Here is a 13,146-nt window from a genome sequence, read left to right as displayed (position 1 = left end):
GTTTACACGTCAACGTGTTTGACCAGGCTGTCGTCGTTATTTAAACGTCGGATGAATATTTGCCATGACGCGCCCGGTCTCGGAGCCGGAACTTCTGGATCTTGCCGGTGCCGGTTTTCGGTAGCGGCCCGATATACACGGTCTTGGGCGTCTTGAATCCGGGGAGACGTGTGCGGGCGTAGGCGATCAGATCCTCGACGGTCGCGTTCGCGCCGGGTTCCAAGTCGACGAAGGCCACCGGCACCTCGCCCCATCGGGGATGTGGCCCTGCGACGACAGCACATTCGCGCACCGCTGGATGGGTGTCCAGGACCTGTTCGACTTCCACGGACGAGATGTTCTCGCCTCCGGAGATGATGACGTCCTTGGCCCGGTCACGGAGTTCGACGTAGTTGTCGGGGTGCATGACGCCGAGGTCGCCGGTGCGGAACCAGCCTGAGCCGAATGCCTCCCGAGTCGCCTCTTCGTCTCGGTAGTAACCGGTGGCGACGGTGTTTCCTCTGATCACGATTTCGCCCATGGTGGTCGCGTCGGCGGGCACATCGTCACCTCGGTCGTCGACCACCCGCAGTGGCTGTCCGACGATGTTGCAGTTGCCCTGACGCGCCTTGAACCGCGCCTGTTCGATCATGGGCGAGTCAGCCCGTTCGGCGGGAAACTCGCAGATAACCGCCGGCCCATAGGTTTCGGTGAGCCCGTAATAGTGCGTGATGTCGAAACCCAGTTCGCTGAGGCGCTGGAGCAGGGTGGGCGACGGCGGCGCACCACCGGTGCCCACACGCACTCCGTGGGCGACTCGACGGGCATCATGGTGCGAGGCGAGATCTATCAGCACGGTGGGGGCGGCGTTGAGGCTGTTGACACCATCGTCGTGAAGGTGTCGCCAGATCGCGGACGGCTCGACTTTCGGCAGGCAGACGTGTGTCCCGCCGGCAGCGGTGACCGACCAGGTGAACGACCATCCGTGACAGTGGAACATCGGCAACGTCCACAGGTGTACGGTCTGCGGCGACAACCCCGAGTGGTATGCGGTGGCCAGTGCCTGCAGGTAGGCTCCGCGATGGTGGTACATCACGCCCCGTGGTCGCCCGGTCGTCCCGGAGGTGTAATTCAGCGACAACAACGCGAGTTCGTCGTCGACCTGGTGCTCGACCTCCGGCGCGTCGGCGACCCGACGGCGATACTCCGTGGCGCTGAGCTGGATCGGGATCGGCAATTGAGCCGCGATGTGGGCAAGGCTGTCATCGAAGAGGACAGCCTTCGCCCCGGCGTGCCGGCTGATGTAGGTCAGGTCCTCGACGGTCAGTCGGATGTTGAGCGTGAGCAGTACGGCACCAGCCATCGGAACGCCGTAGTGCGCGTCGAGGAGCATCGAGGTGTTCGGCGCGAGGACCGCGACGCAGTCGCCCTGCTGAACGCCGCACTTGCGCAACAGGCCTGCCATCCGCCGCACCCGGTGATACCACCCGATGTAGCTGGTCCGATCAGCCCCGTCGATGACGGCGACACGGTCGGGGAAGATCGTCGCCGAGCGGCGCAGAAAATCCGTGGGGGTGAGCGCCGTTGCGCACGGCGGCACACCGATCGTGGCCATCATGTCCACCTGCCTTGAATCTAGTGCTTCGAAGGTTCCCTGAGGTTGAGCGAGCGGCCGATCACCTCGCGCATGATCTCGTTGGTGCCGGCCCAGATCCGTGTCACGCGGGCGTCGCGCCAGGCTCGGGCGACCTCGTACTCCTCCATGTAGCCGTAGCCGCCGTGCAGTTGGACGCAGGTGTCGACAATCTGGCTCTGGATGTCCGAGCTCTTCAGCTTGGCCTTGGCGGCGTCGATCGCGGTCAGATCGCCCCGCACATGCGCCGCGACGCACGCGTCGACGTAGGTCTGGATGATGTCCAGTTCGGTGACCATATCGGCCATCTGGAACCGGATGTGCTGCAGCGCGCCCAGGCTGGCCCCGAAGGCGTACCGTTCGGTGACGTACCGACATGTCAGTTCCAGGACGTGGCGGGCGTGCGCGACGTTGCACACCGCCGAGGCGAGCCGCTCCTGAGCCAGGTGCTCCATCATCGCTCGGAATCCCGCACCCTCTTCCCCGATGAGGTTCGCCACCGGCACGCGGCAGTCATCGAAGAACAATTCGGCGGTATCACCCTGGTGCTGACCGATTTTGCGCAGAGTTCGTCCGCGGTCGAGGCCGGGCGCGTCCCCTTCCACGGCGATCAGCGAGATGCCGCGCGAACCTGTCTCCTCGCCGGTGCGCACGGCCACCACGATCAGGTCGGCGGTGGCACCGTTGGTGATGAAGATCTTCGAGCCGTTGATGACCCACTGGTCGCCGTCACGACGCGCTCGGGTCCGTAACGCCGCCAGATCGGATCCCCCCGACGGCTCCGACATCGCCACGGCGGTGATCAGTTCACCACTGACGAAATCCGGTAACCAGCGGGCCCGTTGCTCCTCTGTGGTCATGTGCACCAGGTACTGGGAGACGACGTGCGTGTGTACTCCCAGACCACACGCGTAAGCCATACCGGCTCGGGTGAGTTCTTCGTCCATCACCGCGTTGAACCGGTAGTCGTTGACGCCGGCGCCGCCGTACTGCTCCGGCACACACAGCCCGAGCATGCCGGTGTCGCCCGCGGCGCGCCAGAGCTCGCGACTAAGCCGGCCCTCGGCGGCGAACTTCTCGTCGTTCGGCTCGATGTGGGTCTGAACGAAGTTCCGTACCACGGCGCGGAAGTCCTCGTGATCGGAGTCATAAAGGGTCCGCTGCATCACTTCTCCTGCACGGACGGGGTGAGGACGTCGGCGCCGGTCTCCAGCAGGCGGGCGAAGCGCTTCACAGCTTCGGCGCGCCGGGTCGGCAGGTGCTCACTGGGAACCTCGCGTGATCGGTAGTTCCGGAGCACGCGACGGGCCACGGTCTGCCGGTGCACCTCATCGGGACCGTCGTAGATCCGTGCGTTGCGGGCCTCCTTGTACATCGCCTCCAACGGAAGGTCGGTCGTCACCCCCAACGACCCGTGCACCTGGATGGCGCGGTCGATGACGTTGTACAGAACCTGCGCGCCGTAGAATTTGATGATCGCGATGTCGGTCAGCGCAGCCTGCACACCTTGAGTGTCGATCTTCCAGGCCGCGTGCAGCGTCAGCAGCCGGGCGGCACCCATCTCGGCCATCGAATCGGCAATCCAGTTCTGCACCGTCTGCTTCTCCGACAACAGCGAGCCGTGGGTGTAGCGCGACACCGAGCGTTCGCACAGCATGTCGAAGGCCCGCCGGGACTGGCCCAGCCAACGCATGCAGTGATGGATCCGCCCCGGCCCCAACCTCTTCTGTGCCAGCAGGAAACCGTTGCCACGCAGCCCTATGAGGTTCTCCCGGGGAACCCGCACATCCCGGTAGACCACTTCACTGTGATTGCCGATCCGACCGAACTCGGGGTGCGGATGCTGCATCGTCCCGATGTCCCGGACGATCTCCACCCCCGGGGTGTCACGGGGGACCACCAGTATGGACATCCGGTTCCGTGGCGCAGCATCCGGATCGGTCACCGCCATCACGAGCAGGATGTCGGCGGCTGAACCGTTGGATGTGAACCACTTGTGGCCGTTGATCACCCACTCGTCTCCGATGAGCTCGGCGGTGGTGGTGAGCAGCGTCGGGTCTGCGCCGGCACCGGGTTCGGTCATCGAGAACGCGCTGCGGATCCGGCCGTCGAGCAGCGGCTCCAGCCATTTCTCCCGCTGCCACGCCGACTCCGGATTCTCCTCGATCCCGATCGCCAGCAACTCCGCATTCCCCGAATCCGGTGCGTTGTTGCCGAACACGACCGGCGCGAGTGAGGACATCCCGATGATCTCGTGCAACAGACCGAGTCGAACCTGCCCGAAACCTCCGCCGCCCATCTCCGGCGGCAGGTGCGCGGCCCACAGGCCCTGCCGCTTGACTTCCTGCTGGAGCGGGGTGATCGCCTCCACCAGTTGCTGCTGCGGAAGTTCCAGGGCTTCCAGCGGAAAGATCTCGCGCCGGACGAAGTCTTCGGCCCAGTCCAGCTTCTCCTGATACTCGGAGTCGGTGGAGAAGTCCCAGCTCATGGTTGCCTCTCTCCTAGATGGTGTGCGTGGAGCAGTCGGTGACCCGATCCGTTCGGGTCACGCCGAGGTCGTCAGCCAGCCGGGTGATCGCCTCGACGGCTTGTCCCCCTTTGCGCCAGGGCCGGACCACGAGCCGGTCGACTCCTGCTTCCCTGTATGCGTCGACGAGTCCGCGGTCGACCGGACCGACGAGGTGGGTGCTGCATTCGAAGGGTTGATCGTCCACTCCCAGCCGCCGACGCTCCCGGCGCAGGAAGGCGATCGCCTCGGCGTTTCGCTCCGGGCTCATGCCGCTCGACAGCCAGCCCTGTCCGCGGGCTGCGGCGCGTTCGAGCGCTTTACGGCTGTGGCCGCCGAAGAGATAGGGCGGGTGCGGCCGGGTGAGCGGTTTCGGTTGCAGGCCGACCGGCGGGACGGTGAAGTGCCGGCCCCGGTACGTGGTGACGTCCTGGGTGAACAGCCGGTTCATGATGTCGATCGTCTCGTCGAGGATCCGGCCGCGGCCATCGAACGGTTTCTGCAGGATCTCGAATTCCTCACGCAGCCAACCGGCGCCCATTCCGAACCAGAACCGACCTTCGGAGAACAGGTCGAGTGTTGTCACCGATCGGGCCAGATGAAATGGATCATGTACCGGGACAATGGAGATCGAAAGAACCAAGCGTAAGGTGCTGGTCTGCGCCGCCAGGTAGCCGAGCGCGGCGAACGGATCGTAGAAGGGCAGTTGCCCGTGGAAAGCGGCGTGGGCGTCGTCCTCGGCATAGGGGAACGTCGAGTCACTGTGGATCGGGGTGACGACGTGCTCGCCGAGCCAGACGGAGTCATACCCCAGCCGTTCCGCTGCCACCGCCACGTCCACCATCTGGCGGGGACGCAGCGGGAACAGCGAGATCCCGAACTTCACCTCATGCCTCGCTCATCGGTCGCGGCAGGATGGGACCGGCATCCTGCCAGCGCGGCACCCCGAATTCGGGCGTTCCGAGGTGGCTCTCCCCTCCGGTGACCTCGGCCCAGTGCGCGTGGTTGATCTGGTGCAGCGAGAAGCAGGCGTTGAGCGCGTTGTAGAAGCCCATGTTGTCCACCGACTGGTTCACCGCCTCCTTGATCAGCAGGGCGGTGACGGTCGGCAGTCCCGCGATCCTCTGGGCCAATTCCATTGTGCGCTTTTGTAGTTCGTCATCTGGAAAGATCCTGCTGACCATTCCCCACTGGTGGGCGGTGTGGGCGTCCAGCGAGTCCCCGGTGAGCAGCAGCTCCTTGGCTCGGCGTGGGCCCAGCTCCCACGGGTGGGCGAAGTATTCGACACCGCACATACCGATCCGGGTACCGACGACGTCGGCGAAGGTGGTGGTCGGGGTGGCCACGATGAGATCACAGGTCCATGCGATCATCAGGCCCGCGGCCAACACCGGCCCGTGGGTCTCGGCGATGGTGATCTTCTTGAGATTGCGCCAACGCCGGGCATTCTCGAAGTAGTAATGCCATTCCTGCAGCATCCGCTGCTCGGTGCCCTGCCGACTGCCGCCGTTGAACAGATATGTCGGGTGCCCCGCCGGCCCACCGGATCGTTCGGCCCGGTCATCGCTGCTGCCCAGGTCGTGCCCCGAGGAGAACATCGGTCCGATCCCGCCGAGGATCACCACCCGGACATCGTCGTCCCGTTCGGCGCGCATGAATGCGTCGTCCAGTTCGACCAGCAGACCCCGGTTCTGCGCGTTGCGCTGACGGGGACGGTTCATCATGATCCGCGCGATGCGCCCTTCGTCGAGGACCTCGTAGGTCACGTAGGAGTACTCCGCACCCGTCCGCTCAGTCATCTGCATCTCCTTCTGACGGGGTTGTGGCAGGGATTACCGATAAAACGTCTGAGGTATACCCTACAAGCATGTGCAACCGTATGGGAAGGGAGGCGCGATGACGCCGGATCCACTGGCGGCGTTCCGCCTCGACGGCAAGGTGGCCCTGGTGACCGGCGGTAGCCGGGGGCTGGGATTCGAGATGGCCCGGGCCTTCGCCGGCGCCGGTGCAGACGTCATCATCTCCAGTCGCGACGAGGAATCCTGCCGACGCGCCGCCGAGGAGATTGGTCGAACCTTTGCCGTTCGGGCGGTCCCGATGCCGTGTCATGTCGGCAGATGGGCGGAACTCGATGCGCTCGCCGACCGGGCGCTGGCGACGTTCGGCCATGTCGACGTCCTGGTCAACAACGCCGGGATGTCGCCGCTCTACGACAAGGTCGCCGACATCACCGAGACGATGTGGGAGAAGACGCTGGCCGTGAACCTGCGTGCGCCGTTTCGATTGACGGCGCTGCTCGCCCCCGCCATGGTCGACAACGGCGGCGGGTCGGTCATCAACCTCAGCAGCATCGGCGCGGTCCGTCCGACCGCCGACATCGTCCCCTACGCCGCGGCCAAGGCGGGCTTGAACGCGATGACGGCGGCGCTGGCGAAAGAGTACGGACCGCACGTCCGGGTCAACGCGATCATGCCGGGCGCATTCGCCACCGATGTGAGTGAGTACTGGAGCGCCGAGGCCGTGGCGAGGGTTGTGGACCAGACCGCGCTGGGACGGATCGGTGATCCGCGGGAGATCGTCGGCACAGCTCTGTACCTCGCCTCTGACGCCGCCAGTTTCACCTCGGGAGCCGTCATCACCGTCGATGGCGGGCGGGATTGACCCGCTCAGCGCCGACGACCGGCATGTCATATCCGGCGTAACCGCGCAATGGTTACGTCTGACGTTACAATTGAGGCACTCGACGTAACAGGGGGTTCAGATGGCTGCGAAGACGACGCCGACCGGCGCATCCCGGCCCTCCGGGTTGCCGCCGCTGCGCAGGGTGCAGTCGTCCTATATCCAGGTGGCCGATCAACTGCGGGACCTGATCTTGCGCGGGGATCTGGCCGTCGGCCAGAAGCTGCCGTCGGAGGCCGAGATGGCACCGTTGCTCGGCGTGAGCCGCAGCACGATCCGGGAGGCGTTGCGCATCCTCACCACCGAGCACCTGATCGAGACCCGCCGCGGGATACAAGGAGGCGCTTTCGTCGCGGTGCCGGATTCCGAGCGACTCGAGGGGATGTTCAATACCTCGTTCAGCATGCTGGCACTGACCAATCAGGTTGACGCGCGATCATTTCTGCAGGCGATGCGGGCGCTGGAGGGGCCGGCCGCGGCGCTGGCCGCGGCCGCGCGTGGTGGCGATCAGGTCGAGGAGCTCAAACGCACCGCGGCCATGGTGGACCCCGCCGATCAGGAGGCCGCGATGCAGCAGAGCGCGGACTTTCACAGCGCGATCCTGCGGGCGTCGGGCAACAAGCTGCTCGAGGCGATGGGGCGTCCGGTATCTGCGGTGGCCCGCAGCAAGTTCCGGCGGACGGTCCCCGGGTTGGAGTTCTGGGAACGCAACCAACGGGCCCATCAGGAGCTGCTGAAGGCGATCCTGGCAGGCGATGAGAACCTCGCGTACGAACTCGCCACGCGCCACATCGACGAGGACCTGTCACCGTACTACCTCCCACCCGAGGAGGCGGACCGCGACGGCGCGGGGGCCTAGTTGTAACTCCCAGACAGGTTGTGAACGGCGTGGTGAGCGGAAGTAGGTGAGGACCTCCGGTATCGGTGTGGTTACCAAACACGCACATCCGATTACCGAGAGGTCCTCATGGTCCACGCTAATGCTTCGTTGACTCCTCGTGGGCGGTTGCGGCTTGCGCAGGCTGTTGTTGATCAGGGCTGGAGTTTGCGGCGCGCTGCTGAGCGGTTCCAATGTTCGGTGGCCACAGCCAAGAAATGGGCCGACCGTTATCGCGACGGTGGCGAAGCAGCGATGGTAGACCGGCCCAGCCGGCCGCATCGCAGTCCGTTGCGGTTGCCGAAACGACGTGAGCGGCGCATCGTCAACCTGCGCTTCACCCGGCGGTGGGGCCCACATCGTATCGCCGCCCATTTGCGGTTGGCGCGGTCAACGGTAGAAGCGGTGTTACGCCGCTACCGCATGCCATTGCTGCGGCACCTGGACCAGAACACCGGGTTGCCGGTACGCCGGCCCAAACCCCGCCGCTATGAGCACCCGGCTCCCGGCGACTTGGTCCATGTCGACGTCAAGAAACTGGGCCGCATCCCCGACGGGGGCGGCCATCGCAAGCTGGGTCGCCAAGCCGGCCGGCGCAACCGCTGCGGCATGGGATACACGTTCTTGCACCACGCCGTTGATGACCACTCCCGGCTGGCGTATTCCGAGGACCTCGCCGACGAACGCAAAGAAACCGCCGCGGGGTTCTGGAAACGCGCCAGCGCGTTCTTCGCCGACCATGGCATTACCGTCAAGCGGGTGTTGACCGACAATGGATCCTGTTACCGGTCAAAGAATTTCGCTGAAGCGCTCGGCCCCGACATCGCCCACAAGAGGACCCGGCCCTACCGGCCGCAGACCAACGGCAAAGTCGAGCGATTCAACCGCACCCTGACCACTGAATGGGCCTATGCGCAGACCTACCGCTCTGAGGCCGAACGCGCCGGAACCTACCAGCACTGGCTGCATCACTACAATCACCACCGACCCCACACCGGCATCGGCGGAATGACACCTATCGACCGCCTACGCGTTCACAACCTACCCGTGAAGAACACCTAGTCGTTCGAGACGATTTCGGAATCGCCTCGGGCCCGTTCAGATCGGCTGACCGCATTCCGAACCCGGACATCGCCGACGCGGTCAGCGGCGCAACCGACGTAGTCCGCACTCGACGAGTCTGGGAATCGACGGAGCGATCTTCTCCCAGTGCGGATCGACGCGACGACCGGTGCGGTGCAGTGAGAGGTTGAGTCCGGCGATCACGGCGAACCGATACGCGGCCAGCGCACACGCAGCGGCGAGTTCCCCCTTGTCCACGGCGCGATCAGCTGCGGATTCATACCAGTCGACGATCACCTCGGTCGGCGGGATTCCCGCAGTCGCCACCCGATGCGCCCACGAATCCTGGTCGTTGATGGTGACGAACCAACCGAGATCCAGCAATTGGGGACCGAGCGTGGCCACCTCCCAATCCAGGACGGCGGTGATACGCGTTGCGTCGTAGAGCAGGTTCGAGAACTGGTAATCTCCGTGCACCAACCCGGTGGCAGCCTCGACAGGCAGCACGTCGGCCAACCGCTCACGCAGCCTTCCACACGCAGTCCGCCAGTCGTCGTTCGGCATCCGCTCCAGTGCGCGATCCCACGCCCGCAATTCGTCGGCGTAGGTGTTCACGGTGTCCCAACCGGTCAGCGCCTCTGCGGGAACCGACTTGTGCAACATGCCGAGCACGGTGATCGCCTCACGCACGTGTTCGGGTCCGGGCGCGTGACCCGGCCCGTCGTCGATGCTCCTGGTCTCCCCCGGCATCCGGCGGACGATCAGAAACGGGCGGCCGAACCACCTCGTGTCGGTCCCCGGATCGAGCACAGGAGCCACCGGGACTTCCGTGGTGGCCAAGTGCCGCAGCACCGGAATCTGCCGCAGAACATCAGTATTGCGTTTGGGTTTCACGCCTTTCGGTGGCAACCGGATGACCACCTCGTCCACGACCTGTCCGGATTCGAGCACGACGGGGACCATGACGGTGAGCCCGGAGTGCCCTTCGGGGGTGACCGGCCGCCCCGCTCGCACCCGGGGCCCGTAATGGTGTCGCGCCCAGGCGCCGACCTGTTCGTGCAGTTCGTCGCGCGACTCGATGGTTGCGGTGATGGACACGGCCTCCCTTTCCTTATTGAGTCGACTGGGCTAGTTTAAGCTAAACATCAGACTTTTTATTGGCAAACCTGGAGGGCACCACCGTGCCGGTGGCGATCGTGGGAGTGGGCGAATCGGACCATGTCCACAAGTCCGGTCACAGCGCCGCGGCGCTGGCCCGCACCGCGGTGGACCGCGCGCTGGCCGACGCCGGGCTGTCCCCGGGAGATGTCGACGGGTTCGTCATCGAGGGAATGAGCACCGCCCACACTGTGCCGGTCGACGCCATGGCCCAGTCTCTCGGCCTGCGTCACCGGCCGTTCTCCTGTCAGTCGTCCATCGCGGGGGCCGGACTGGTGGGTGCGCCGCTGATCGCGCAACTGGCGATCGAGAGCGGTCTGGCCGAGGTCGTCGTCACCTACTTCGGCCTCACCCTCGACCCTGCCCGGGGTGGGGCGTACGCCGTGCACGCAGAGGATCCGTGGAAGGCGGCGGTGGAGATGCCGGCCGGGTGGTTCGGCCAACCGGTGTATTTCGCCGCGATGGCACAGCGGTACGCCCACGAGTACGGGCTGCCACCCGAGGCGCTGGCCGAGGTCGCCGGCGCCGCCCGCTCGCACGCCGCTCGCACACCGGGAGCACTGCTGCCCGAACCACTCGATGTGACCGGCTATCTCGCGTCTCCGATGATCGCGACGCCGTTGCGGAAGGCCGACTGCTGCCTGACCAACGACGGAGCGATCGCGTTCGTCATGACCACCCCGGAGCGGGCTCGTGACCTGACTGAAAAGCCCGTGCTCGTCGCCGGCGTCGGCATCGCGGGCGCAGCCACCACTCAGACCGAGTACTTCACCCAGCGGCATGACTTCCTGTCATTGTCCACGGATTCGGCTGCCCGCCAGGCACTCGGGATGGCCGGCCTGTCGATGCACGATGTCGACATCGCAGAGCTGTACGACTGTTTCACGATCACCACGATCATTCAGCTCGAGGACCTGGGCGTGGCTCCCCGGGGTGAAGGCGCCGCATACGTTCTCGATGTGGGGATCGGTCCGCGGGCACCGCTGCCGGTCAACACCCACGGCGGTCTGCTCGCCCATTCCTATCTGCTGGCCGGCAACCATCTGATCGAGGCGGTCCGCCAGCTGCGTGGCGAGCGTGGTGAGGGCCAGGTGCCCGATGCCGAGGTGGCTCTGGTGACCGGACTGGGCATCCCCGACATGGCCTGCGCGGTACTGACATCCGACCGGTAGAGGTGATGATGGTAGATCTGGACGCCAGGCACTTCTCTCCAGCGGCGCGCGGCGAGTTGTGGCTGCCACGCTGTCCGCGGTGTCACCGCTGGTGGTGGTATCCCACCGAGTTCGGGCCGTGTTGCGCCAGCGGATACGAGTGGGTCGAGGTGCCGGCGTCCGGCCACGTGTTCACCACCACCGAGGTACATCGGCGATTCGTCGACGACTTCGAGATCCCCTATCGCGTCGGGCTCGTCATACCGGATGCGGCACCGGAGATCAGACTGGTGGTTCGGTTCCGGGGCCGCCCGCAGGTCGGCACACCGGTGCGCCTGGACGGCGTCGCCACCACGGGGGCGGGATCAGCACTGGTGTTCGCCCCGGCCTGACTTCGAAGGAATCGAGATCGACCCGGTTCTCGGCGGCTGCCGCGGTTCATCCGGATCGCGTGGCGACGAGCGCGGCGATCTCCGCGCGCAACTGCCCCTTGAGGATCTTCCCGTCCGGTGATTGCGGCAGCTCGTCCCGGCAGACGACCATCTCCGGGATCTTGTCCTTGGACAGGTTGCGCTCCAGCAGGAATTCCGCGATGTCGGACAGCCCGAGGACGACTCCGTCCGTCCAGAGGACCGCGCACGCCCGCTCACCGTACACCGGGTCGGGATAACCGACGATCGCCACATCGCGGACCTCCGGATGCGCCCGCAGCAGTTCCTCGACCTCGCCGGGGTCGATGTTGTATCCGCCCCGGATGATCATGTCCTTCAGCCGACCGACCACCTTGATGCAGCCGTTGTCCTCGACGCGTCCCAGGTCTCCGCTGAGAAAGAACCCGTCCGAGGTGAGCGGTAGTGAACCGGGGGCGTCGCCGAGATAGCCGAGCATGAGCGACGGCCCGCGCATCCCGATCTCACCCGTCTCGCCCGTCGGCAGTCGACGCCCCTCGGAGTCGTATGTGGCGATTTCTGCCCCCGGTCCGGGCCGCCCGTCCATGCCATTGCGGATTTCGATCGGATCATCCGCCCGGCTGTGCGAGTGCATCATGCACTCGGCCATCGCGTACACGCGCAACGGCTCAAATGTCATCAGCTCGCGGGCTTCGGAGATGAACTCCTCGCTCATGGGCGCACCGCCCATCGACACGGTCCGCATGGCGCTCAGGTCGTAGGCCCGGCCCGAATCCCGTTGGGCGGTCATCAGCATGTGGAGCATGGTGGGCACCATGGTCGACCACACACAACGCTCCCGCGCCATCAGCTCCAGAACTCTCTTGGGGTCCCACTTCTCGCTCTTGACGATGGGCAGCCCGCGGGTCAGGCCGAGATACGTGTAGAACGTGAAGCCGGGTGCGCCGGCACCCGCCCCGGTGACACAGATCGGCTCCCCCGGCCGCAGCGACCCGCGCTCGACGATGAGATCGGCGACCCACTCCATCGCGGGCACACCGTGCATGACGCCTTTGGGGTGGCCGGTCGATCCCGAGGTGAAGCCGACCAGGGCAGCCTCGCCGGGCCGCCAACGGTACGGATCGACCTCGGCGCCGGTCGGGGCGAGCGAGTCGGCAAGCGTGAGGACTCGGGCCCGGCCGGGGTTCTCGACCACGCCGACGTGATCTCGATCCTGTACGGCGACGAGCACCGGATCAGCCAGGCCGACCACGTAATTGAGCTCGCGGGCGCCGAGTCGTCTCGGGATCGGCATGAACACGCATCCGAGCCGCGAGGCGGCCAGCGCGATCGCCATTTCCTCGGCCCCGGTGTCGTAGTGGGCGACGACCGCGTCCCCGGGTTCGGCGCCGAGGCTGCGCAATTTTGCCACGGCGCGCCCGGAGAGCTCCCACAGTTGCTCGCGGCTCCACCGCTGATCACCGCGGATGAGGGCGACCGCGTCCGGATCGGCCTCGAGCATGTTGGCAAACCCCGCAGCAAGACCCTGCTGGTTCTGCGACACGATTTCAAACCTTTCTCGGCTACCCATACGGGCACCGCAACAGCACCGTCAGTTTAAACGTCTGATGTATTAATCTCCAGTGCTCTGCGCCGCTCGTTCGGTCGGCGCGGGCGCTCGCTCGCCGTCGTCGCAGCCCGCGCCGGCGTAG

The 13,146-nt window shown here is 65.8% G+C and carries 12 protein-coding genes; 5 read left to right on the top strand and 7 right to left on the bottom strand.

Going from position 1 to position 13,146, the window contains the following annotated elements:
• Positions 1-40 precede the first annotated feature (40 nt).
• The 5 genes from CKW28_RS03975 to CKW28_RS03955 are packed head-to-tail and all read right to left on the bottom strand — an operon-like array spanning position 41 to position 5,923.
• A complete protein-coding gene (locus CKW28_RS03975; RefSeq protein ID WP_050812037.1) occupies positions 41-1,594 on the bottom strand; it encodes an AMP-binding protein in 1,554 nt (517 codons plus the stop codon).
• A 20-nt stretch (positions 1,595-1,614) separates the two neighbouring features.
• On the bottom strand, positions 1,615-2,778 hold the full coding sequence (locus tag CKW28_RS03970) for an acyl-CoA dehydrogenase family protein (protein ID WP_003925943.1): 1,164 nt from the start codon (positions 2,776-2,778) through the stop codon (positions 1,615-1,617).
• Complete coding sequence (locus CKW28_RS03965; RefSeq protein ID WP_003925942.1) at positions 2,778-4,100, bottom strand: acyl-CoA dehydrogenase family protein; 1,323 nt, start codon at positions 4,098-4,100, stop codon at positions 2,778-2,780. The genes CKW28_RS03970 and CKW28_RS03965 overlap by 1 nt, the downstream gene beginning before the upstream one ends.
• 13 nt (positions 4,101-4,113) lie before the next feature.
• Positions 4,114-5,004, bottom strand: a complete 891-nt coding sequence (locus tag CKW28_RS03960; RefSeq protein WP_003925941.1) for an LLM class F420-dependent oxidoreductase — start codon at positions 5,002-5,004, stop codon at positions 4,114-4,116.
• A gap of 1 nt (position 5,005) precedes the next feature.
• Positions 5,006-5,923: an enoyl-CoA hydratase gene (locus CKW28_RS03955; RefSeq protein WP_003925940.1), complete on the bottom strand. Its 918-nt coding sequence runs from the start codon at positions 5,921-5,923 to the stop codon at positions 5,006-5,008.
• 91 nt (positions 5,924-6,014) lie between these two features.
• On the opposite strand from CKW28_RS03955, the gene CKW28_RS03950 reads away from it, so the two are divergent.
• From CKW28_RS03950 to CKW28_RS03940, 3 genes are all read left to right on the top strand, one after another.
• Positions 6,015-6,779: an SDR family NAD(P)-dependent oxidoreductase gene (locus CKW28_RS03950; protein ID WP_003925939.1), complete on the top strand. Its 765-nt coding sequence runs from the start codon at positions 6,015-6,017 to the stop codon at positions 6,777-6,779.
• Positions 6,780-6,879: 100 nt separating this feature from the next.
• Positions 6,880-7,656 (top strand): FadR/GntR family transcriptional regulator, encoded by a 777-nt coding sequence (locus tag CKW28_RS03945; RefSeq protein ID WP_082764990.1) that lies wholly within the window; start codon positions 6,880-6,882, stop codon positions 7,654-7,656.
• 108 nt (positions 7,657-7,764) lie between these two features.
• A complete protein-coding gene (locus CKW28_RS03940) occupies positions 7,765-8,736 on the top strand; it encodes an IS481 family transposase (RefSeq protein ID WP_095176422.1) in 972 nt (323 codons plus the stop codon).
• 81 nt (positions 8,737-8,817) lie between these two features.
• Here the strand turns inward: CKW28_RS03940 and CKW28_RS03935 are convergent, their stop codons facing one another.
• Positions 8,818-9,834, bottom strand: a complete 1,017-nt coding sequence (locus tag CKW28_RS03935; RefSeq protein WP_003923579.1) for a phosphotransferase family protein — start codon at positions 9,832-9,834, stop codon at positions 8,818-8,820.
• Positions 9,835-9,893: 59 nt separating this feature from the next.
• On the opposite strand from CKW28_RS03935, the gene CKW28_RS03930 reads away from it, so the two are divergent.
• Together CKW28_RS03930 and CKW28_RS03925 are read left to right on the top strand one after the other, a co-directional pair.
• Positions 9,894-11,066 (top strand): thiolase family protein, encoded by a 1,173-nt coding sequence (locus CKW28_RS03930; protein ID WP_003923580.1) that lies wholly within the window; start codon positions 9,894-9,896, stop codon positions 11,064-11,066.
• A 5-nt stretch (positions 11,067-11,071) separates the two neighbouring features.
• Positions 11,072-11,437, top strand: a complete 366-nt coding sequence (locus tag CKW28_RS03925; RefSeq protein WP_003923581.1) for a Zn-ribbon domain-containing OB-fold protein — start codon at positions 11,072-11,074, stop codon at positions 11,435-11,437.
• A 46-nt stretch (positions 11,438-11,483) separates the two neighbouring features.
• Here CKW28_RS03925 and CKW28_RS03920 read toward each other — a convergent pair whose 3' ends face one another.
• The gene (locus CKW28_RS03920; protein ID WP_162292329.1) at positions 11,484-12,998 is read right to left on the bottom strand and encodes a class I adenylate-forming enzyme family protein; all 1,515 of its coding nucleotides are present in this window, start codon (positions 12,996-12,998) and stop codon (positions 11,484-11,486) included.
• Positions 12,999-13,146 lie beyond the last annotated feature (148 nt).

It is taken from the genome of Mycolicibacterium thermoresistibile (genome assembly GCF_900187065.1).
In the GTDB taxonomy this organism is placed as follows: Bacteria; Actinomycetota; Actinomycetes; order Mycobacteriales; family Mycobacteriaceae; genus Mycobacterium; species Mycobacterium thermoresistibile.
Note: the sequence above shows the minus strand (reverse complement) of the source record. Positions and strands in the feature narration are given on the sequence as shown.